Source organism: Hansschlegelia beijingensis, assembly GCF_045505405.1.
Lineage (GTDB): Bacteria > Pseudomonadota > Alphaproteobacteria > Rhizobiales > Methylopilaceae > Methylopila > Methylopila beijingensis_A.
The window spans coordinates 1-20,226 of record NZ_JBJKEX010000025.1; the positions used below are offsets into that span (position 1 = coordinate 1).

Genomic DNA, 20,226 nt, shown 5'->3' on the forward strand with positions numbered 1-20,226 from the left:
GGCGGAGGCGGTCGCCACTGGGGCGGCGGCGGTCGCCACTGGGGTGGCGGCGGTCGGCATTGGGGCGGCGGCGGCTGGGGACGTCCCGGCTACTATGGTCGTCACCGCTACTACGGCCATCGCCACCGCTACTATGGCGGCTACGCCGCGGCTGGCATCCTCGGGCTGGCGGCCGGCGCCGCCTTGGCGAGCCCGTACTACTATGATGACGACTACTATTATGGCGGGCCGTACTACGGCTACGGCTATCGACGCGCCTACTATGGACCGGAGTGCAAGGTGATCACCCGCACGCGCGATCGTCGCGGGCGGCCGATCGAGGTGATCCGCTACCGGCCCTGTTGATGAGGGCGAGTCGGGCGGAGCCTCAGGGCTCGGCCCGACTCCCGCTCTCCGCATCCTCCGCTTGGCGGCGCAGCGCCGACAGCCGGTCCAGCGCGCCCTGCAGAATGTAAGCCGCGGCGAGCTTGTCGACGGTCTCCGCGCGCCGCTTCCGGCTGGTGTCGAACGAGATCATCAGCCGCTCGACGGCCGCGGTCGAAAGCCTCTCGTCCCAGAGCGCGATCGGAACCTCCAAGCGCTGCGCAAGATTGCGCGCGAAGGCGCGGGTCGCCTGCGCGCGTGGGCCCTCGGTGCCGTCCATGTTCATCGGCAGTCCGAGCACCAGACCGACGCATCGGCGGCTCGTCATGATCGCGAACAGCTTCTCGGCGTCGAGCGTAAACTTGGTGCGGGCTATCGTCTCGAGCGGGGACGCGATCATGCGGCCGGGATCCGAGACCGCCACCCCTATCGTCTTGGTGCCAAGGTCCAGTCCGATCACCTGCCCGAGTGCGGGAAGGTCTGCTCGGAAGCTTCTGAGATCGTCGTATATCGCGGCCATCGCACGCTCTTAGCACAGCGCAGTGGGCCGGCGCGGCTCTGTCGGCGCGCTTGCCCTCCCGGCCGAACTGATTAGTTGTCTGCTCCGACTCTCACCGGGACGAGGACGACGCACCTTATGCGCATCACCTGGTACGGCCATTCCGCCTTCAAGCTCGAGTTCGCCTCGAGCACCGTCCTCATCGACCCATTCCTCGAGAACGGGACCTTCCACGGGGACAAGACGGACGCCACGAAGGGCACGACGCACATCCTTCTCACCCACGGCCACTACGATCATGTCGGCGAGACGGTCGAGATCGCGAAGCGGACGGGCGCCACAGTGGTGGCGGACTTCGACCTCGCTCAGTGGATAGGCGGGCAGGGCGTGGAGAAGCTCGAGCCGATGAACACCGGCGGCTCCATCGAGCTTGGCGGTTTCCGGGTCACGATGACCCAGGCGCTCCATTCGTCCGGCGCGTTCGAGAACGGCATTTCGCAGTATCTTGGAGATCCGCACGGCCTGATCATCTCGCCGCAGGGCGAGGACGAGCCTGTCGTCTACGCGATGGGCGACACGGGCATCTTCGGCGACATGAAGCTGATCAACGAGCTTTACGCCCCCACCGTTGGCTTCGTGCCGATCGGCGATCGCTTCACCATGGGCCCGAAGACGGCGGCCTACGCCTGCCGGCACTTCTTTGATTTCGATCTGGTCGTGCCCTGCCACTACGCGACCTTCCCCCTGCTGGAACAGTCGGCTGACCGGTTCATCGAGCTGATGGACAGCGTGCGCGGCACGACCGTGAAGGCGCCGCCGATCGGCGAGGCCTTCGAAACCGAGTCCTGAGCGGCGGCGGAGGCGGCGGCGTTGCGGGCCGCGCTGGCCCTATGATAAAGCCCGGCCGTCGCCCAAACGCCTGAAAGTCGCTGATGTCCGTCGACGAATCCACCGTGCGCCGCGTGGCGAAGCTCGCCCGCATTGCGGTCTCCGATACGGAGGTCACGAAGCTGCGGGGCGAGCTCGACGCCATCCTCTCCTTCGTGGAAGAGCTCTCCGCCCTCGACGTCGAGGGGGTGGAGCCGATGACGAGCGTCATCCCCACGGCGCTGAGGCTGCGGGAAGACGGGGTGACCGACGGCGAGAAGCCTGAAGACGTGCTGCGCAACGCGCCGGCGCGCGAGGGCGATTTCTACGTCGTCCCGAAGGTCGTCGAATGAGCGCGCGCCGCCGCCGAACTCTTGCGTCCTCCCACATTCAAAGCCGTTCATGACAGATCTGCTGGACCTCACTTTCGCTGAAGCTCGCGCGGCGCTCATCCGGAAGGATTTCTCCGCGGTCGAGCTGACGCGGGCTTATCTGGCGGCGATGGAGCAGGCCCGGACGCTCAACGCCTATGTGCTCGAGACCCCCGAGGTCGCGGTCGCGCGGGCGGAGGAATCGGACCAGCGGCTCGCCAGGGGAGAGGCGGGCGCGCTCGAGGGCCTGCCGCTCGGCGTCAAGGATCTGTTCTGCACCGAGGGGGTGCGGACGACGGCCTGCTCGCGGATCCTCGACGGCTTCGTGCCTCCTTATGAATCGCACGTCACCGAGCGGATGCGCCGGGCCGGCGCGGTCATGCTCGGCAAGCTCAACAATGACGAGTTCGCCATGGGCTCGTCCAACGAGACCTCCTGCTTCGGCACGCCCATCAATCCCTGGCGCCGGAAGGGCTCGGACGCCCAGCTGGTCGCCGGCGGATCGTCCGGCGGCTCGGCTGCGGCCGTCGCCGGCCGGATCTGTCTCGGCGCGACCGCGACGGACACCGGCGGCTCCATCCGGCAGCCGGCGGCGTTCACCGGAACGGTCGGGGTCAAGCCGACCTATGGCCGTTGCTCCCGCTGGGGCATCGTCGCCTTCGCCTCCTCGCTGGACCAGGCCGGCCCGATCGCGCGCGACGTCCGCGACGCGGCGCTCATGCTCGGCGCGATGGCGGGCTTCGACCCTCGGGATTCGACGTCCGTCGACCGAGAGGTGCCTGACTACGAGGCGGCGGTCGGCCGCTCGGTGAAGGGGCTGCGCATCGGCATCCCCCGGGAGTACCGGGTCGACGGCATGCCGGCCGAGATCGAGGCGCTCTGGACCAGGGGCGCCGAGCAGCTGAAGGCGGCCGGCGCCGAGATCGTCGAGATTTCGCTGCCGCACACGAAGTATGCGCTGCCGGCCTACTACATCGTCGCGCCTGCGGAAGCCTCCTCGAACCTCGCGCGCTATGACGGCGTCCGCTACGGCCTGCGCGTGCCCGGCCGCGACGTGACGGAGATGTACGAGAACACCCGCGCGCAGGGCTTTGGCGCCGAGGTTCGCCGCCGCGTGATGATCGGCGCCTATGTGCTCTCCGCCGGCTACTACGACGCCTATTACGTTCGGGCGCAGAAGGTCCGCACCCTGATCAAGCGTGACTTCGAAACCGTCTTCGCTGACGGCGTCGACGCGATCCTGACGCCCGCGACGCCTTCGGCCGCGTTCGGGGTCGGCGAGATGTCCAACGCTTCGCCGGTCGAGATGTATCTGAACGACGTCTTCACGGTCACGGTGAACATGGCCGGCCTGCCCGGGATTTCGGTTCCGGCCGGCCTGTCGGCCGAGGGCCTTCCGCTCGCGCTCCAGCTGATCGGACGGCCGTTCGACGAAGAGACGCTGTTCGCGACCGGAGCGGTGATCGAGGACGCCGCCGGCCGCTTCTCCGCCGAGCGCTGGTGGTGAGCGGGTCGGAGCGCCCGACCTACGGGTCCATGGCGGAAGTCCGCGCAGCGATCGATTCCATCGACGAGGCGCTGATGCCCCTGATCGCAGCGCGCGCTCACTGCATCGCGGAGGCGGCGCGTCTCAAGGGGAATCCCGAGATCGCCCTTGTGCCCTGGCGGGTCGAGGAGGTCGCCGCGCACGTCCGTGACCTCGCGGGCCGCCACGATGTGGATCCCGACCTTGTCGAAAGGCTGTGGCGTGCGATGATGGCCGAGTTCATCTCGCATGAACGACGGCTGATGGAGCAGACCGCGGCGCGGTAGGTCTCCCGAGCTCCCCAGTAGACCCGCCCCCTCGGCCCGGCCGATGGCGTCAATCGGCGTGCCGAGCATGAACTCCAGTCCCGAGACCGATGGGCTCGCCGAAGAGCTCGCGGCGACGCCCGAGCTTGCGGAAGCTCTGGAATCCGACCGCTTCAAGCAGTTCCTCGACCATGTTCCCGTCGCGATCCTCGTGGGCGAGATCGTCGAGGGCGGCGACGAGCGGATCGTCTACGCGAACCACGAGGCTGAACTCGTGCTCGGTGTCTCCTTCTCCGAGATCGAGAATTCGGCCTGGTCGCAGCTCAACGATCGGCTGACATGCGAGGGCGAGCTCGCCTTCGCCGATGCGGTCGTGGAGGAGGAGCCTTCGGGCTGCTCCTATCTCGCCGCGCCGCGAGACGACGCCCCGCCCCGCCGGATCGAGTTTCAGAGCGCGACGGCGACTACGGAGGACGGTCGGCCGAAGTACCGGCTTGTCGCCTTGATCGACGTGACGGAGCGCGACGCGCCGCAGCGGGAGGCGTTCGAGGCGCAGCTTCGCGACAAGGACGTCCTGCTGCGCGAGATCCAGCACCGGGTGAAGAACAATCTCCAGATCGTCACGGCGCTGATCAGGATGGAGGCGCGACGGGCCGGCTCGCAGATCGGCACCGGCCCCTTCGAGCGGCTGGCGGGGCGGATCGACGCTCTGGGGCTGCTGTACCGCCAGCTGTCCTTCGACGGCGCCTCGGGGGCGGTCGATCTCGGGTCGCTGCTCAGCGAGATCGCCGGCTCGGTGATCCGCTCTCAAGGGTCCGAAGGGGTGAGGCTCGATCTCCAGATCGAGCCCTGCCAGACGACCGTCGACGTCGCGATGCCCGTGGGCCTGCTCGTGAACGAGCTGCTGACCAACGCGATGAAATACGCGTTCGAAGGCCGCAGCGAGGGCGTCGTCACGGTGCGTTGCCTCAAGGAAGGGGCGGAGGAGTGCGTCGTCTCGGTCTCTGACGACGGCGTCGGGCTGCCCGAGGGGGAGACCTGGCCGAAGCCCGGGAAGCTTGGCGCCCTGATGGTGAGCTCGCTGGAGGCGAACACGCGGGCGAAGGTCCGGGTCGGAGCCTCCGAGGCGGGCGGCCTGGCCATCACCATCCGGTTCTGGCTCACTCCGCCGTCCGAAACGTCCCGGCGCTGAGCGCGGCCGGGCGTTGTGCTCGCCCGTGGCTTGGCGGTAGGAGTTGCGGCGACATCCCATGCAAGGTTTGATCTGACGATGAACGCGCCGTCCCGCACGCCCGCCTCCTCGAAGCTCATTTCCGGAGCGACCGGCGACTGGGAACTGGTCATCGGGCTCGAGATCCACGCCCAAGTGACGTCCGAGGCCAAGCTGTTCTCCGGCTCGTCGACGGCCTTTGGCGCGCCGCCCAACAGCCATGTCAGCCTCGTCGACGCGGCCATGCCCGGCATGCTGCCGGTGCTGAACCACGAATGCGTGCGTCAGGCGATCCGCACGGGGCTCGGAGTGAAGGCTCGCATCAATCTGCAGTCGACCTTCGACCGTAAGAACTACTTCTATCCGGACCTGCCGCAGGGCTATCAGATCTCCCAGTACAAGAGCCCGATCGTGGGCGAGGGAGAGGTGGCGGTCGACCTGCCGAGCGGCGAAACCGTGATGATCGGCATCGAGCGCATCCATCTCGAGCAGGACGCCGGCAAGTCGATCCACGATCAGGACCCGAGCTCATCCTTCGTCGATCTGAACCGTTCGGGCGTCGCGCTGATGGAGATCGTGTCGAAGCCGGACATGCGTTCGTCGGAGGAGGCCAAGGCCTACGTCACGAAGCTCCGCACGATCCTGCGGTATATCGGGACCTGCGACGGCGACATGGAGAAGGGCAACCTGCGCGCCGACGTGAACGTCTCGGTGCGTCGCCCCGGCGAGCCGTTCGGCACTCGTTGCGAGATCAAGAACGTCAACTCGATCCGCTTCATCGGCCAGGCGATCGAGACTGAGGCGCGCCGCCAGATCGGCATTCTCGAGGACGGCGGGTCGATCGACCAGGAGACGCGGCTGTTCGATCCCGTCCGCGGCGAGACGCGCGCCATGCGCTCCAAGGAGGAGGCGCACGACTACCGCTATTTCCCCGATCCGGACCTGCTGCCGCTCGTGGTCGAGCAGGCGGAGGTCGATGAACTGGCGGCCGCGCTACCGGAGTTGCCGGACGCCAGGAAGGCGCGGTTCGTCAACGACTACGGCGTGACGCCCTACGACGCGATGGTGCTTACGCTCGAGCGGGAGTCGGCCGCCTTCTTCGAGGAAGTGGCCGCGGGGCGCGACGCGAAGCTCGCCGCCAACTGGGTCATCAACGAGCTGTTCGGCCGCCTGAACAGGGAAGGCCATTCGATCACGGAAAGCCCCGTCACCGCGAAGCAACTGGGCGGGCTGCTGGATCTCGTCTCGGAGAACGTCATCTCGGGCAAGATCGCGAAGGACCTGTTCGAGATCCTCTGGAGCGAAGGCGGCGATCCGCGGGAGCTGGTCGAGAGCCGGGGGCTGAGGCAGGTGACGGATACGGGGGCGATCGAGAAGGTCGTCGACGAGGTCATCGCCGCGAACCCCGACAAGGTGGAGCAGGCGAGGGCGAAGCCGACGCTGATCGGCTGGTTCGTCGGGCAGGTGATGAAGGCCTCGGGAGGCAAGGCCAACCCGCAGGCGGTGAATGACATCCTGAAGTCCAAGCTCGGCATCTGAGGCGGCCCCCTGGAAAGCGCCGCAGCGATCTTCGACGGGTTCGTCTGGGAGCACGCCGTCCGCCTGCTCCTCGCGGTCGCCTGCGGCGTCATGATCGGCTTCAACCGCGACCTGAAGGGCAAGCCCACAGGCATGCGGACGCTCGGCCTGGTCTCGCTAGGCGCCTGTCTGGTGTCGCTCGCGGCGCTGGAGGATCCGGCGTGGCGCGATGAACCCGACGCGCTGAGCCGGGTCGTGCAGGGGGTGCTTCAGGGGGTCCTGACCGGCGTCGGTTTCCTCGGCGCCGGCGTGATCCTGAAGGACACGAGCGATCAGCGGGTGCATGGCCTCACGACCGCCGCGACGGTCTGGCTGACCGCGGCGCTCGGCCTCGCCTGCGCGCTCGCCCAGTGGCCGCTGATCATCATGGGCCTGGGGCTCGCGCTCCTGGTGCTGATGGTGCCGCACCAGTTCGGCCGCAAGTTCGGGGGAGCGCGCTCCACGGAAGACGACGACGGCTGACGCCGTCGCGCCAGCCTTAATGTCCGTCGATGCGGTTCTGCGCGCCCTGCCACGCGAGGAAGTTCCTGCGCGCTTCCTGAACGAACGGGCTGCGCCGCACAGCCCACATGAAGGTGCGCCCGATGGCGCGGCCCGGCTGCCGCATCGGCCGCTCGAACTGCACCAGAAGAATCACGCGGGTTTCGTCGGTCTCGTTCCAGACCTCGTGGAAATAGGTGTCGTCGAAGACCGCGGTCTTGCCCTCGCGCCAGTAGACCATGTCGTCGTGGACGGCCATGCGGCAGCGCCCCCAGTCCTTGGGAACCAGCAGCCCGAGATGGCAGGTGATCAGGTTCTTGGTCACGCCGCGGTGGCGAGGGATGCGGGCGCCCGGGGTCAGGATCGAGAAGAAGGCGCTGTTCAGGCCAGGCACCTTGCTGACGAGCTTCGCCGTCTCCGGGCACTTCTCGCAATTGCCTTCGACGCGGTAGCCATATCCATAGAGGAAGAACGACTTCCACTTGCGGTCGCCGCCGAGGCGGCCATGGTCCGGAGAGATGTCGGCGAGGATCGGGATGTCCTCGGTCTGCAGCACCGAGAAGGCCTCGCGGCGGATGGCCTCCCAGTTTTTCTCGAGGTCGGCGGTCCAGGGGAAGGTCCCTGCCGGGAACACCGGCGGATTGCCGACCAGCGAGCATTTCGCCAGTTGCTCGTCGAGCCAGGGCCGGAGCTTCTTGCCCGTGCGGTACAGCCATCCGCGCTTGGGCTTGGACGGCTTCTTCACCTCTGTGTTGGTGGCGACTTCGACCATGGCAGTGCTCTGCTGACGTCGTCCTCCCGGCCGAACTCCGGCGGGGGGGTGGTTGGTTCCGAGACGATACTATTGCACCGCGGGGGGCGGGTCACGCCGCGCGGCGCATTGCTGGCTTCCGGCAGGGCCGGTTCACCTCGTTCGGGCAGGTCCTGTCTCGACGGGTCGTCCGCCTGCGCCCCACTCGGCCCAGGAGCCGTCGTAGAGGCCCGCCGCGCGCGCTCCCACGCTCTCCAGCGCGAGCGCGAGAATCGCGGCGGTCACCCCTGAACCGCAGGTGGTCACGACCGGCCGTCCAAGGTCCACCCCCGCCTTCTCGAAGGCGGCGCGGAGCTCCGTCTCGTCGCGCAGGCGGCCGTCGGCGCCGAGCACCTCCTGGAAGGGCAGGTTGAGCGATCCCGGAATATGTCCGGAGGCCAAGCCCGGGCGGGGCTCGGGCGCTTCGCCGCGGAAGCGCGGGCCCGATCGGGCGTCGAGGATCTGGACCGACTGAGCTTGCAGCGCGTCGGCGATCTGGTCGGCGCTCTTGACGGCGGTCTGGTCGAACCGGGCGGCGAACGGCCGTGGCTGTCTGCTCGACGGGCCGGTCTCGACCGGACGGCCTTCGGCGAGCCATTTCGGCAACCCGCCGTCGAGCACATAGACCTTGTCCACGCCCATGGCGCGGAACGTCCACCACACCCGGGCGGCCGCGAACAATCCGGCGCCGTCATAGGCGACGACCGTCGAGCCGGTTCCGATTCCGAGGCCGCCGACAGCTTCGGCGAAGACCTCGGGCGAGGGCAGCATGTGCGGGAGCCCCGACGAAAGGTCCGCGACGGCGTTGATGTCGAAGAACGCCGCCCCCGGGATGTGCCTCTCCCGGAACTCGGCCGCGCCGTCGCGCCCTGCGTCCGGCAGATACCAGGAGCCGTCCACCGGCACGACGTCGGGGTCGCCAAGACGCGCCGCCAGCCACTCGGTCGAGACCAGATTGGGGTTCATTCCATGACTTTCGCGAGATCGACAGTGCCGGGGCGCTCAAGCCAGACCGGGACCGGGAGGTCCTTGGAGCGCAGGAAGTCGGGATTGAACAGTTTCGACTGGTAGCGCGTGCCGTAGTCGCACAGCACGGTCACGATGGTGTGGCCCGGGCCGAGCTCGCGCGCGAGCCTGACGGCGCCGGCGACGTTGACGCCGGACGAGCCGCCCAGGCAGAGGCCTTCGTGCTCCAGGAGATCGAAGACCACCTGCACCGACTCCGCATCCGGGATCTGGTAGGCGAAGTCGACCGGCGCGCCTTCGAGATTGGCGGTGATCCGGCCTTGCCCGATCCCCTCGGTGATCGACGAGCCCTCCGCCTTCAGTTCGCCGGTGGTGTAATAGCTGTAGAGCGCGGCGCCCGGCGGGTCGGCGAGCGCGATCTTCACGTTGGGGTCGCGCTCCTTCAGTGCGATCCCCGTGCCGGCGAGGGTGCCCCCGGTGCCGACCGCGGAGACGAAGCCGTCGACCTTGCCGTCGAGGTCCCGCCAGATCTCCGGGCCGGTCGCATCGATATGCGCCTGACGGTTGGCGACGTTGTCGAACTGGTTCGCCCAGATGGCGCCGGCCGGCTCGGTTTTCGCAAGCTGCTCAGCGAGACGGCCGGAAAGCTTCACGTAGTTGTTCGGGTCCTTGTAGGGGACGGCCGGCACCTCGACGAGCTCGGCCCCCGCGAGCCGCAGCATCTGCTTCTTCTCGTCCGACTGCGTGTCGGGGATGACGATGACCGTGCGGAAGCCGAGCGCGTTCGCCACCAGCGCGACCCCGATGCCGGTGTTGCCCGCGGTGCCTTCGACGATCACCCCGCCGGGCTGCAGTTCGCCTCGCTCGACGGCGTCCTTGATCATCCAGAGGGCGGCCCGGTCCTTCACCGACTGGCCCGGGTTCATGAATTCGGCCTTGCCGAGAATCGTGCAGCCCGTCGCCTCGGAAGGACCGACGAGCCGGATCAGCGGCGTGTTCCCGATGGCGTCGACGAGCCCGGTGCGGATGCGCATCACAAGATTCACTGGCTGAATGATCGGGAGGACGGCGGCGGCACGTTAGGCGCAGGGGCGCGCCGTGAAAAGGTGCGAACCCCCGCGGATCGCCCGGGCGGGAACGCGACGGCTCACGCGCCGGGATCCGGCGCCGGGCCGGAGATCTGCGCCAGCGCCGCCAGGGCCCGCCTGCGGGCCGCGGCGTGGTCCACGATCGGCCGCGGATAGTCACGGCCGAGCTCCACTCCTGCTGCCCTCAGCGCCTCGGGCGGCGCCTCCCAGGGGGCATGGATCCACTCGCCGGGGAGGCGGCTGAGCTCCGGCACGAAGGTCCGCACATAATCGCCGGAGGGGTCGAACTTCCGGCTCTGCAGAACCGGGTTGAAGATGCGGAAGAACGGCGCGGCGTCGGCGCCGGAACCCGCCACCCACTGCCAGTTCATCGCGTTGTTCGCCGGATCGGCGTCGACCAGCGTGTCCCAGAACCAGGCCTCGCCGGTCCGCCAGTCGACCAGAAGATCCTTGATCAGGAACGAGGCCGCGATCATCCGCACCCGGTTGTGCATCCAGCCGGTCCGCCACAGCTGGCGCATGCCGGCGTCGACGATCGGGTAGCCGGTCAGCCCACCGCGCCAGGCGGCCAGTTCGCTGGCGTCGGGCTTGCGCCAGGGGAAGCCGTCGAAGCGAGCGGACGCGCTGCGACGCGCCATGTCGGGAAAGGCAGCGAGAAGGTGGTGGGCGAATTCGCGCCAGCCGAGCTCGTTCCGGAACTTCTCAACGTCCCGCGCCTGCGCCAGGTCTTCTGCGAGCGCGGCTTCGCTCGCGTGCCAGAGCTGGACCGGGCTGATCTCGCCGAACCGCAGATGCGGCGAGAGGCGCGACGTTCCGGAAAGGTCCGGTCGATCGTGTGCGGGCGCTCGAGGACCTGATCCAGAACGGCCGGCCGGAGCTCAAGGGCAAGCCCTGGGTGCCGCACCGCCCGCCGCGGCCGGAGAAGCTGGAGAGCGGCCAGACTTTTCGGCTGGTCTCGCCGTTCGAGCCGAAGGGCGACCAGCCGACCGCGATCGCCGAGCTGGTGGACGGCATCCGGCGCCAGGAGCGCGACCAGGTGCTGCTCGGCGTCACCGGCTCGGGCAAGACCTTCACGATGGCCAAGATCATCGAGCAGACCCAGCGGCCGGCGCTGATCCTCGCGCCGAACAAGACGCTGGCGGCGCAGCTCTATGGCGAGTTCAAGTCGTTCTTCCCCGAGAACGCGGTGGAGTACTTCGTCTCCTACTACGACTACTACCAGCCCGAGGCCTATGTGCCGCGGAGCGACACCTATATCGAGAAGGAATCGTCGATCAACGAGCAGATCGACCGCATGCGGCACTCCGCGACGCGGTCGCTGCTGGAGCGCGACGACGTCATCATCGTCGCCTCGGTGAGCTGCATCTACGGCATCGGCTCGGTCGAGACCTACACCTCGATGACCTTCGTGCTGAAGGTCGGCGAGACGGTGTCGCAGCGCCAGCTGATGGCCGACCTGGTGGCGCTGCAATACAAGCGCGCCGACGTGAACTTCGTGCGCGGCACCTTCCGGGTGCGGGGCGACACGATCGAGATCTTTCCGGCGCACTATGAGGACCGCGCCTGGCGGATCGGCCTGTTCGGCGACGAGATCGAGTCGATCCACGAGTTCGACCCGCTGACCGGCCAGAAGATCGGCGAGATGGCGGCCGTGAAGGTCTACGCCAACTCGCATTACGTTACGCCGCGGCCGACGCTGAACCAGGCCATGAAGGGCATCAAGGCCGAGCTCAACGCGCGCCTCGCGGAGCTGACGAAGATGGGCCGGCTGCTGGAGGCGCAGCGGCTCGAGCAGCGCACCACCTTCGACCTCGAGATGATGGAGGCGACCGGCAGCTGCGCCGGCATCGAGAACTATTCGCGCTGGCTGACCGGCAGAAAACCCGGCGAGCCGCCGCCCACGCTGTTCGAATACCTGCCCGACAACGCGCTGGTCTTCACCGACGAGAGCCACGTCACCATTCCGCAGATCGGCGGCATGTATCGCGGCGACTTCCGCCGCAAGGCGACGCTCGCCGAATATGGTTTTCGGCTGCCGAGCTGCATGGACAACCGGCCGATGCGCTTCGAGGAATGGGACGCGATGCGGCCGCAGACCGTCCATGTCTCGGCGACGCCCGGCTCGTGGGAGATGGAGCAGACCGGCGGCGTGTTCGCCGAGCAGGTCATCCGCCCGACCGGTCTGGTCGATCCCGAGATCGAGATCCGCCCCGCCCGCAGCCAGGTCGACGACCTGCTGGGCGAGGTCAAGGAGGTCGCCGCCAAGGGCTACCGCTCGCTGATCACCGTGCTGACCAAGCGCATGGCGGAGGATCTGACCGAATACCTCCACGAGCACGGCGTGCGGGTCCGCTACATGCACTCCGACATCGACACGCTGGAGCGCATCGAGATCATCCGCGACCTGCGCCTCGGCGCCTTCGACGCGCTGGTCGGCATCAACCTGCTGCGCGAGGGCCTCGACATTCCCGAATGCGCGCTGGTCGCCATCCTCGACGCGGACAAGGAAGGCTTCCTGCGCTCCGAGACCTCGCTGGTGCAGACCATCGGCCGCGCCGCGCGCAACGTCGACGGCAAGGTCATCCTGTACGCCGACCACGAGACCGGCTCGATGCAGCGCGCCATGGCCGAGACCGCCCGGCGGCGCGAGAAGCAGCTCGCCTACAACGCCGCGAACGGCATCACGCCCGAAAGCGTGCGCCGCGAGATCGGCGACATCATGAACTCGATGTACGAGCGCGACCACGTCACGGTCGACAAGGGCTTCGCCGAGGACGCGCCGAAGATCGGCCACAACCTCAAGGCCACGATCGCAGATCTCGAGGCCAAGATGCGCAAGGCCGCCGGCGACCTCGAATTCGAGACCGCCGCGCGGCTGCGCGACGAGATCAAGCGCCTGCAGGCGACCGAACTCGCGATCTCGGACGACCCGATGGCCCGCCAGGTCGCGGTCGACGCCGCGGCCGGCGGCTATGCGGGCGAACGCAAATACGGCCGCAGCGCCAACACGCCGCCGAAGTCGCGCGTCGCCAAGCCCAGCCTGGACGACATGGGCCCCGGCACCGACCGCGCGACGCCCCTGCTCCATGGCGACCTTCCCCGCCGGGAGAAGCCGGACATGATGACGACGAACTTCCGGCCCGGCGGCCGAAGGCAGGGGCCGAAGCGGCGCTAAGGCGCCCGCCGCCCGCCGGATGCGCTCCGGCTGGCGGCGCTCTTTCTTTCCGTTGCGTCTCGGGGCGGTCACGCATCCGCCTCCCCTAGGGCGACGCCCTTCACAGACAATCATAATAAAGGCGCCGGCCAACCCGGAGATATCGGCGCGTATTCCGCCGCCTGATCTGGGGACGCCTCCTCCGTGATACCGGACGAGCGGCGCACAAATGCCAAAACTGCCCGGCCCGTTACTCCAATTTTGCTTACATGTCAGGCGGAACGAGCACGGAGTTGTCGGGGTTGCTCTGGAGACACGAAAACAAAGGAGCAATCCGTGCGCCTCTATCGCCAGATCCTCATCTCCGCCTGCTGCGTCGCGCCGCTCGCGCTCGCCAGCGGCGCCTCGGCCGCCTGCCTCGACGAGGTCGAGAAACTCTCGGCGCAGGTGCAGAGCCACCAGACGCCGCCGAAGGGACCGCCCGCGACCCGCACCGCGAACGATCCCGAACCTCCGGCGCACGCCAAAGGCGACACCGCCGAGAAGGCGCGCGGCAACCAGGATCAGGGCGCGGCCTCCGGCAAGAGCGAGGCTGATCCCCGCGCCTCCGCCTCGGGCGGCACGGAAGAAAGCCAGACGGGCGTGACGACGGGGCCCGGCGTCGTGATGGGCGACGCCGGCCCCGCCGACGCCGCCATGCACCCGGCCTCGTCGCCCTGCGCCTGTTTGGCGCGGGCGTCGGCGAGCAGCATGCCGGCGTCGGCGGGGCCGGGTGCATGGCGGTCGTCGAGAAGGTGAAGGAAACGCTTCCGGCCAGGTAGCCCGCGACCATCGCGCGGGGAGCGGGCCCGGCCGGCGATGACCTCTGGGTCATCCGGCCGGCCCGCGAAGCAACGGCGCCTGCGCCGCGGCGGCGAGCCGCTCGAGCTTTCCTCCCGGGAAGTTGTTAACCGATGGTAATACTACTTATCCGGCCGTATCTCCTGCGCTGCTAGCGTCTGACTCCTGAAGGGCCGGGCCCCCCGCCGCCGCCCAGGGAGGCGACCAGGATGCCCGACGCCGCGCTGCCCACGCCCACCGTTTATCAGCCGCTCACCCGCGTTCCCGCCGCGATATCGGCCCAGGCCGAGAGCGCGCCGATGGTCGGGGCGCTGGCGAACGGATTGTTCGACGTCGCCTGGACCACGGTCTACGACTCGTCCGACAGCGACGTGATCATCCAGCGCTTCAACGGAGAAGGCGCGGTTTAGCCGACCCCCTGGTACGGGATCACCCCTCGACCGCCCGGCCCCGACGCCCTCGAGAGCGCGCTGGCCCTCGCCTCCAACGGACTCTTTCACACCGTACTTTTCTCGAGCCAACGCGGGCTCTACCTGGGCCTGTACGACGACGCATCCTTCGAAGACCACGTTTTTGAGTTTTTCTGGATAGGGGGCGAGCAGGGCACAACCGCATTCGCAGTCGCGGTCGAGAGCGGGGCGTTCGCGATCACATGGATCGAGGACCAGTACGGCTACTCCGTTCTCGTCGATCCTTTTCTCGCGAACAGTAATTTCGTGCCGCTGGGACCCGTTCATGAAGATGCCCGGCAGAAGATGGACCAGACGGCAGTCACGGGCGGCGGCCATGCCGTCGGCTGGGTCGGTTCTGGGCAGGAAGTTTTTCTCACTTTTGTCCCGGAGAGCGGTTACAGTACGCCTTTTTACTTGCCAAACAGCTCCGGGACACTTTCCGTCTCAGTGGCTGGGCTTGCTGATGGCCGCATCGCGATCACCTACTTGATCCGCGATGATCCGGAGGGCGGCGATTACCAGATTTCTGTCCGGTTCTTGGACGTGGCCTCGCTGAACTGGTCGGAAGCCGCCGTGACGGTAGGCGCCGGCGCAAGCGGAGATTTCGTGCCCTTCCTGGAGTCCACGGCGCTGCACGATGGTCGCCTGATGATCGCCTGGGCCGACGGCGAGAACTTCGTCGGCCGGATCATCAACCGCGACGGCTCCCACGACAGCGACGTCTTCACGATCGCGCCGCAGGGCGTTCGCCCCGAAATCAGCCTCGCGACGCTGGCCGACGGCCGGGTGGTGGCCGCCTTCGGGCAAGACGAAGACATCCCGGACTGGAACGGCGAGCAGGACATCTACACCGTCATCTATGATCCTCGCCTCGCCGGAGTGCGGCTCGCCGGCACCGGCCAGGCTGACCACTTCGTGGGCACCGGTTTCGATGACGCCTTCATGATGGGCCGCGGCGCCGACACCGTGTTAGGCGGACTGGGCGCGGACACGATCGACGGCGGGCTCGGCGCGGACTACATGGCGGGCGGCGACGGGAACGACGTCTATTATGTCGACAACGCCTCCGATCAGGTCGTGGAGTCGCTCGACGGCGGCGTCGACCAGGTGTTCGCCTCGGTCACGTTCTCGCTCGCCGGCGGCCACGTCGAGAACCTGACGCTGACCGGGGCTGCGGCAATCAACGGAACTGGCAACGCGCTCGCCAACGTCATCACCGGCAATGCGGCGGCTAACGTCATCGACGGCGGCGAAGGCGCCGACACCATGGCGGGCGGCGCCGGCGGCGACACCTACTATGTCGACGATAGCGGCGACCGGGTGATCGAGGCGGACGCCGCCGGCACGGACGTCGTCCACGCGTCGGTGTCTTTCTCGCTCGAGGGCCAGCACATCGAGAACCTCGTCCTCACCGGGCCGGCCAACATCGACGGCGTCGGCAACGAGCTGGCGAACGTGCTCACCGGCAATTCGGGCGACAACCAGCTGGATGGCGGCGCCGGCGCCGACAGCATGGAAGGCGGGCTTGGCGACGACGTCTATCTCGTGGACGACGCCGGAGATCTGGTGACCGAAGCCGCGAACGAGGGGACCGACGCCGTCAGGAGCTCGATCACCTACACGCTCGGCGCGAACGTCGAGAATCTGACGCTGACCGGGGCCGACGAGATCAACGGGATCGGCAACGCGCTCGCCAACGTCATCACCGGCAATGCGGCGGCGAACGTCCTCAACGGCGGCGCGGGCGAGGACACGCTGCGCGGCGGCGGGGGGGCGGACACGCTGCGCGGCGGCGCCGGCGACGACGTCTATTACGTGGACGACGCCGCCGCCCGGGTGATCGAGGCCGCGAACGCCGGAACCGACACGGTGTTCAGCTCCGTCGGCTTCTCGCTCGCAGGCCAGCATGTCGAGAACCTGACGCTGACGGGCGCCGACGACATCAACGCCGTCGGCAACGCCCTGGCGAACGTGCTGACCGGCAATTCAGGCTCGAACCAGCTGAACGGCGGCGCCGGCGCCGACATCATGGCGGGCGGCCTTGGCGACGCCGTCTATCTCGTGGACGACGCCGGCGACCAGGTGATCGAAGCCGGGGACGAGGGGACCGACACGGTCGGAGTTCGATCACCTACGCGCTCGGCGCGAACGTGGAGAACCTGACCCTGACCGGCGCGGCCGAGACTAACGGGACCGGCAACACGCTCGCCAACATCATCCCCGGCAATGCGGCGGCGAACCACATCGACGGCGGCGCGGGCGCGGACACGATGCGCGGCGGCGCGGGCGACGACGTCTATTACGTCGACGACGCCGGCGACCGGGTGGTCGAGGCCAGTGGGCAGGGCGTCGACACGGTGTTCAGCTCCGTCGGTTTCTCGCTCGCAGGTCAGCACGTCGAGAACCTGACGCTGACGGGCGCGGACGACGTCAACGCCGTCGGAAACGCCCTGGCGAACGTGTTGACCGGCAATTCAGGCTCGAACCAGCTGAATGGCGGCGCCGGCGCCGACATCATGGCCGGCGGCCTTGGCGACGACGTCTATCTCGTGGACGACGTCGGCGATCAGGTCATCGAAGCCGCGAACGCCGGGAACGACACGGTCCGGAGCTCGATCACCCACACGCTCGGCGCCAACGTCGAGAACCTCGTGCTGACCGGCGCCGGGGACGTCAACGGCGTCGGCAACACGCTCGCGAACATGCTGACGGGGAATTCGGGGAACAACCAGCTCAATGGCGGCGCGGGCGCCGACACGATGCGCGGCGGGGCGGGCGACGACGTCTACCTCGTCGACAATGTCGGCGATCAGGTGATCGAGGCCGCGAACGCGGGGACCGACACGGTCCGGAGTTCGATCACCTACACGCTCGCCGCCAATGTGGAGAGCTTGGTGTTGACCGGGGCCGGCGACATCGACGGCGTCGGCAACGGGCTTGCGAACACGCTGCGAGGAAATTCCGGGAGCAACCAGCTCGACGGCGGCGCCGGCGCCGACACGATGACCGGCGGCGCAGGCGCGGATTACTTCCTGTTCAGCTCGGCCCTCGGCGCCGGCAATGTCGACCAGATCACCGACTTCAAGCACGCCGACGACACGATCCGCCTCGACGGCTTCGTGTTCAGCGGCCTGTCGCTCGGGGAGCTCTCGTCCGACGCGTTCCACAAGGCGGCCGGCGCGGCCGCGGCGCAGGACGGCGCCCACCGCATCATCTACGACACGACCACGGGCGCGCTGTTCTTCGACCAGGACGGCGACGGCTCGGCCTATGAGGCGGTGCGTTTCGCGACGCTGACGAGCCGCCCCGCCCATGTCGACAACACCGACTTCGTCATCGTCTGACGCGCCGGCAGGCCTAGGGTCACGCCTCCTCGCCGGCGCGGGCGCGGAGGCGTTTCCGGCCGCCGCCGCGAAAGCCGTGGATCGACGCGGAAAGCTGGGGCATGACGGAGCCCCGAGCGTCGCTTCCGCCCGTGCCTCATGATCCGCGTAACGCCCCAGATCTCCATCGACGACAGCGAAATCGAGGAAAGCTTCGTGCGCGCCTCGGGACCGGGCGGCCAGAACGTCAACAAGGTCTCGACTGCGGTGCAGTTGCGGTTCGACGTGCGCCGTTCGCCCTCCCTGCCCAACGACGTCGCGATCCGGCTGATGCGGCTCGCCGGCTCCCGCCTAACAAAGGACGGTGTGCTGGTTCTGACCGCGCAGTCGCACAGAAGCCAGGCCGACAACCGGGCTGAGGCGCTGGCGCGGCTCGTCGCGCTCGTGGCGGAGGCGGCGGAGCGCCCGAAACGCCGGCTCGCCACCCGCCCGACGCGCGCCTCGGAGGCGCGGCGACGTGAGGCCAAGTCTCACCGAGGGGCCGTAAAATCGAGACGCCGGCCAGTTTCGGGAGACTAGCCCGCGCGCCGTCAGCAGAGGCTGCGGCGCCTCGATCACAAGCGGCGCCAAATGTCACAATATCGCGGGCAAACCATTGCTATTTCAGGCTCCGGCGCTTATGTCGGCGTCCTCACCAACAACAATTCCGAGGCCTATCTCTGTCTATGATGAAGGAAGACACCTTCCAGTCGCGCCGCGATGCGGCTCTCGAAGCCAAGCAGAAGCTTCTTCAGCGTTTCAAGGTCGCGGCAGCGGATCCTGAAGCCGACCGTCGCAAGGCTGAGCGCGCCAAGATCGTAGAAGCGCGCGAGGCGCGCATGCGCGCCAAGGCCGAGGAAGAGCGCCGCCGTGCGGCTGAGCGGGCCGCCGAAGAGGCGCGCATCGCCGCCGAGAAGGAAGCCGAGCGCGCCGCCGCCGAGGCCGCCAAGCTCGCGGCCCGTCCTAAGGCGATCAACGCCGCGGCCTACGCGCTCGCCGCCCGCTTTGTGGCCGACACCGCTTCGATGCGCCGCAAGAGCGCCTGATCTCCGGATTTCAGCGCATGAAAAAAGCCCCGCTTTCGGCGGGGCTTTTTGTTTAGGCGTTGCGGCCGCGGCGTCAGGCGGCCTGCTGGTTCACGCCGCCTTCGGCGAGCGTGTTCAGCTTGCGATCGGCCGCCTTCTCCTCCGCTAGGGTCTTCTCGAGGACCGTGGCGCAGTCGTTGCGGCCGAGCTGCCGCGCCCAGGCCACCAGCGTGCCGTAGCGCGTCATCTCGTAATGCTCGACGGCCTGCGCCGAGGCGATGATGGCGGCGTCCAGCACCTTCTTGTCGGCCACGTCGCCGGCGACGTCATTGGCTTCCTCGATCATGCCGTTGATCGCCGGGCATTTGACCGCCTTGACCTCGGCGCCGTGCATCTGGAAGACCTGCTCGAGGCGGCGGACATGCTCCTCGGTCTCGCCGTAATGGCTCTGCAGCCCCTGCTTCAGCTGCGGCGAGGTCGCCTTCTCGATCATCTTCGGCAGAGCCGAGAGGATCTGCTTCTCGGCGTAGTATACGTCCTGCAGCTGATGCACGAAGAGATCGTCGAGCGTCTTGATGTCCTTGGAAAACAAACCCATGATTGGCCTCCTTTGAGGTCTCTGTTGTAAATTCGCGCGCGATCATCGCGTTTCGCGCGCATTGCAGAGTCAACACATTGCGCGCCGGATCGTTCCGGGATTTCCGGGAGACACGACCGCCCCCGCGCCCGCCCAACCGCGGTCGCAATCCCGCGCAATGGCTGTCGTTCCTTCCGCCACGGCCCCCCGTGGGCAGCCCAGGAGACACCGATGCGCCGCGCCCTCGCCCTCGCGATCGCCCTCGCAGCCCTTCCGCTCGCGGCCCATGCCGAGGGCGAGCGACGCGAACCCTCCGTCTCGGTCGTCGGCGAGGGCTCCGTCTCGGCGGTTCCCGACCTCGCGATGGTGACGAGCGGGGTCGTCTCGCGCGCTCCGACGGCGGCGGCGGCGCTCAAGGCGAACGCTGCGGCGATGACGAAGGTGATGGCGGCGCTCAAGGACGCCGGCGTCGAGGAGCGCGACATCGCGACCTCCGGGCTCTCGGTGCAGCCGCAATATGATTATGGCGACGGCTCCGCGCCGCGCACCCCGAAGCTGGTGGGATACGAGGTCCGCAACGCCGTCACGGTGCGTTCGCGCGCGCTCGACAAGATCGGCGACCTGATCGACAGCCTGGTGACGGCCGGCTCCAACCAGATCGAGAACCTCGCCTTCGAGGTCTCGGACCGCAGCGAGAAGCTCGACGGCGCGCGCCGCGAGGCGATGGCGGATGCGCGCCGCAAGGCCGAGATCTACGCCGCCGGCGTCGGCGCCAGTCTGGGCGCGCCGCTTGCGGTGTCCGAGCAGGAGGTC

At 68.2% G+C, this 20,226-nt stretch carries 20 protein-coding genes and 2 pseudogenes; 16 read left to right on the forward strand and 6 right to left on the reverse strand.

All coding sequences use genetic code 11. The annotated features are described in order from the left end of the window. Nucleotides 1-345 (forward strand): annotated as a pseudogene (locus ACIKT0_RS03155) (hypothetical protein); the annotation flags it as partial. A gap of 22 nt (nt 346-367) precedes the next feature. Here ACIKT0_RS03155 and ruvX read toward each other — a convergent pair. Next, the gene (ruvX, locus tag ACIKT0_RS03160; RefSeq protein WP_407103957.1) at nt 368-883 is read right to left on the reverse strand and encodes a Holliday junction resolvase RuvX; all 516 of its coding nucleotides are present in this window, start codon (nt 881-883) and stop codon (nt 368-370) included. A 117-nt stretch (nt 884-1,000) separates the two neighbouring features. Here ruvX and ACIKT0_RS03165 point away from each other — a divergent pair, with 117 nt between their 5' ends. The 7 genes from ACIKT0_RS03165 to ACIKT0_RS03195 all read left to right on the forward strand — a co-directional run bounded on the left by ACIKT0_RS03165 (nt 1,001) and on the right by ACIKT0_RS03195 (nt 7,141). Next, complete coding sequence (locus tag ACIKT0_RS03165; protein WP_407103958.1) at nt 1,001-1,711, forward strand: metal-dependent hydrolase; 711 nt, start codon at nt 1,001-1,003, stop codon at nt 1,709-1,711. A gap of 83 nt (nt 1,712-1,794) precedes the next feature. After that, nucleotides 1,795-2,082, forward strand: coding sequence for an Asp-tRNA(Asn)/Glu-tRNA(Gln) amidotransferase subunit GatC (gene gatC, locus ACIKT0_RS03170; protein ID WP_407103959.1), 288 nt, complete (start codon nt 1,795-1,797; stop codon nt 2,080-2,082). 49 nt (nt 2,083-2,131) lie between these two features. Continuing rightward, entirely contained in the window at nt 2,132-3,607 is a 1,476-nt protein-coding gene (gene gatA / locus ACIKT0_RS03175) for an Asp-tRNA(Asn)/Glu-tRNA(Gln) amidotransferase subunit GatA (RefSeq protein ID WP_407103960.1), read from the forward strand. Then, nucleotides 3,604-3,912 carry a chorismate mutase gene (locus ACIKT0_RS03180; protein WP_407103961.1) on the forward strand — a complete coding sequence of 103 codons (309 nt, stop codon included), beginning with the start codon at nt 3,604-3,606 and terminating at the stop codon, nt 3,910-3,912. The genes gatA and ACIKT0_RS03180 overlap by 4 nt, the downstream gene beginning before the upstream one ends. Nucleotides 3,913-3,955: 43 nt before the next feature. Next, nucleotides 3,956-5,083, forward strand: a complete 1,128-nt coding sequence (locus tag ACIKT0_RS03185; RefSeq protein WP_407103962.1) for a sensor histidine kinase — start codon at nt 3,956-3,958, stop codon at nt 5,081-5,083. A gap of 78 nt (nt 5,084-5,161) precedes the next feature. Further along, nucleotides 5,162-6,640: an Asp-tRNA(Asn)/Glu-tRNA(Gln) amidotransferase subunit GatB gene (gene gatB, locus ACIKT0_RS03190; RefSeq protein WP_407103963.1), complete on the forward strand. Its 1,479-nt coding sequence runs from the start codon at nt 5,162-5,164 to the stop codon at nt 6,638-6,640. A 63-nt stretch (nt 6,641-6,703) separates the two neighbouring features. Beyond that, nucleotides 6,704-7,141, forward strand: coding sequence for an MgtC/SapB family protein (locus ACIKT0_RS03195; protein WP_407103976.1), 438 nt, complete (start codon nt 6,704-6,706; stop codon nt 7,139-7,141). Between the two features lie 16 nt (nt 7,142-7,157). Here ACIKT0_RS03195 and ACIKT0_RS03200 read toward each other — a convergent pair whose 3' ends face one another. The 4 genes and pseudogenes from ACIKT0_RS03200 to ACIKT0_RS03215 form a co-directional block, all read right to left on the reverse strand. Continuing rightward, entirely contained in the window at nt 7,158-7,931 is a 774-nt protein-coding gene (locus tag ACIKT0_RS03200; RefSeq protein ID WP_407103964.1) for an aspartyl/asparaginyl beta-hydroxylase domain-containing protein, read from the reverse strand. 132 nt (nt 7,932-8,063) lie between these two features. Continuing rightward, nucleotides 8,064-8,915 carry a 3-mercaptopyruvate sulfurtransferase gene (gene sseA, locus ACIKT0_RS03205; protein ID WP_407103965.1) on the reverse strand — a complete coding sequence of 284 codons (852 nt, stop codon included), beginning with the start codon at nt 8,913-8,915 and terminating at the stop codon, nt 8,064-8,066. Beyond that, nucleotides 8,912-9,949, reverse strand: a complete 1,038-nt coding sequence (locus ACIKT0_RS03210) for a cysteine synthase A (protein WP_407103966.1) — start codon at nt 9,947-9,949, stop codon at nt 8,912-8,914. Before ACIKT0_RS03210 ends, sseA begins: the two co-directional genes overlap by 4 nt. 113 nt (nt 9,950-10,062) lie before the next feature. Then, a pseudogene (locus ACIKT0_RS03215) lies at nt 10,063-10,848 on the reverse strand (cryptochrome/photolyase family protein); the annotation flags it as partial. Here ACIKT0_RS03215 and uvrB point away from each other — a divergent pair. From uvrB to ACIKT0_RS03250, 7 genes are all read left to right on the forward strand, one after another. Next, the gene (gene uvrB, locus ACIKT0_RS03220) at nt 10,839-13,178 is read left to right on the forward strand and encodes an excinuclease ABC subunit UvrB (RefSeq protein WP_407103967.1); all 2,340 of its coding nucleotides are present in this window, start codon (nt 10,839-10,841) and stop codon (nt 13,176-13,178) included. The pseudogene ACIKT0_RS03215 and the gene uvrB sit on opposite strands and share 10 nt — an antisense overlap. A gap of 315 nt (nt 13,179-13,493) precedes the next feature. Further along, nucleotides 13,494-13,955, forward strand: coding sequence for a hypothetical protein (locus ACIKT0_RS03225; RefSeq protein WP_407103968.1), 462 nt, complete (start codon nt 13,494-13,496; stop codon nt 13,953-13,955). 251 nt (nt 13,956-14,206) lie between these two features. Continuing rightward, nucleotides 14,207-14,407 (forward strand): hypothetical protein, encoded by a 201-nt coding sequence (locus tag ACIKT0_RS03230; protein WP_407103969.1) that lies wholly within the window; start codon nt 14,207-14,209, stop codon nt 14,405-14,407. A gap of 489 nt (nt 14,408-14,896) precedes the next feature. Continuing rightward, nucleotides 14,897-16,612: a calcium-binding protein gene (locus ACIKT0_RS03235; RefSeq protein ID WP_407103970.1), complete on the forward strand. Its 1,716-nt coding sequence runs from the start codon at nt 14,897-14,899 to the stop codon at nt 16,610-16,612. Further along, entirely contained in the window at nt 16,600-17,793 is a 1,194-nt protein-coding gene (locus ACIKT0_RS03240) for a calcium-binding protein (protein WP_407103971.1), read from the forward strand. The genes ACIKT0_RS03235 and ACIKT0_RS03240 overlap by 13 nt, the downstream gene beginning before the upstream one ends. A gap of 138 nt (nt 17,794-17,931) precedes the next feature. After that, on the forward strand, nt 17,932-18,351 hold the full coding sequence (arfB, locus tag ACIKT0_RS03245; RefSeq protein WP_407103972.1) for an alternative ribosome rescue aminoacyl-tRNA hydrolase ArfB: 420 nt from the start codon (nt 17,932-17,934) through the stop codon (nt 18,349-18,351). A 146-nt stretch (nt 18,352-18,497) separates the two neighbouring features. Then, nucleotides 18,498-18,857, forward strand: coding sequence for a DUF6481 family protein (locus ACIKT0_RS03250; protein WP_407103973.1), 360 nt, complete (start codon nt 18,498-18,500; stop codon nt 18,855-18,857). A gap of 73 nt (nt 18,858-18,930) precedes the next feature. Here the strand turns inward: ACIKT0_RS03250 and ACIKT0_RS03255 are convergent, their stop codons facing one another. After that, nucleotides 18,931-19,434 (reverse strand): YciE/YciF ferroxidase family protein, encoded by a 504-nt coding sequence (locus tag ACIKT0_RS03255; protein ID WP_407103974.1) that lies wholly within the window; start codon nt 19,432-19,434, stop codon nt 18,931-18,933. 210 nt (nt 19,435-19,644) lie between these two features. Between ACIKT0_RS03255 and ACIKT0_RS03260 the strand changes: the two genes are divergently transcribed. After that, nucleotides 19,645-20,226 (forward strand): SIMPL domain-containing protein (locus tag ACIKT0_RS03260; RefSeq protein ID WP_407103975.1); only part of this gene is annotated, 582 nt, incomplete at its 3' end.

What these genes read in the sequence shown, in the direction of transcription:
- ACIKT0_RS03165 (WP_407103958.1), top strand. Translation starts at nt 1,001, where the DNA reads ATGCGCATCACCTGGTACGGCCATTCCGCCTTCAAGCTCGAGTTCGCC.
- ACIKT0_RS03200 (WP_407103964.1), bottom strand. Translation starts at nt 7,931, where the DNA reads ATGGTCGAAGTCGCCACCAACACAGAGGTGAAGAAGCCGTCCAAGCCC.
- ACIKT0_RS03210 (WP_407103966.1), bottom strand. Translation starts at nt 9,949, where the DNA reads ATGCGCATCCGCACCGGGCTCGTCGACGCCATCGGGAACACGCCGCTG.
- ACIKT0_RS03185 (WP_407103962.1), top strand. Translation starts at nt 3,956, where the DNA reads ATGGCGTCAATCGGCGTGCCGAGCATGAACTCCAGTCCCGAGACCGAT.
- ruvX (WP_407103957.1), bottom strand. Translation starts at nt 883, where the DNA reads ATGGCCGCGATATACGACGATCTCAGAAGCTTCCGAGCAGACCTTCCC.
- gatC (WP_407103959.1), top strand. Translation starts at nt 1,795, where the DNA reads ATGTCCGTCGACGAATCCACCGTGCGCCGCGTGGCGAAGCTCGCCCGC.
- sseA (WP_407103965.1), bottom strand. Translation starts at nt 8,915, where the DNA reads ATGAACCCCAATCTGGTCTCGACCGAGTGGCTGGCGGCGCGTCTTGGC.
- arfB (WP_407103972.1), top strand. Translation starts at nt 17,932, where the DNA reads ATGATCCGCGTAACGCCCCAGATCTCCATCGACGACAGCGAAATCGAG.
- gatB (WP_407103963.1), top strand. Translation starts at nt 5,162, where the DNA reads ATGAACGCGCCGTCCCGCACGCCCGCCTCCTCGAAGCTCATTTCCGGA.
- ACIKT0_RS03250 (WP_407103973.1), top strand. Translation starts at nt 18,498, where the DNA reads ATGATGAAGGAAGACACCTTCCAGTCGCGCCGCGATGCGGCTCTCGAA.
- gatA (WP_407103960.1), top strand. Translation starts at nt 2,132, where the DNA reads ATGACAGATCTGCTGGACCTCACTTTCGCTGAAGCTCGCGCGGCGCTC.
- ACIKT0_RS03230 (WP_407103969.1), top strand. Translation starts at nt 14,207, where the DNA reads ATGCCCGACGCCGCGCTGCCCACGCCCACCGTTTATCAGCCGCTCACC.
- ACIKT0_RS03255 (WP_407103974.1), bottom strand. Translation starts at nt 19,434, where the DNA reads ATGGGTTTGTTTTCCAAGGACATCAAGACGCTCGACGATCTCTTCGTG.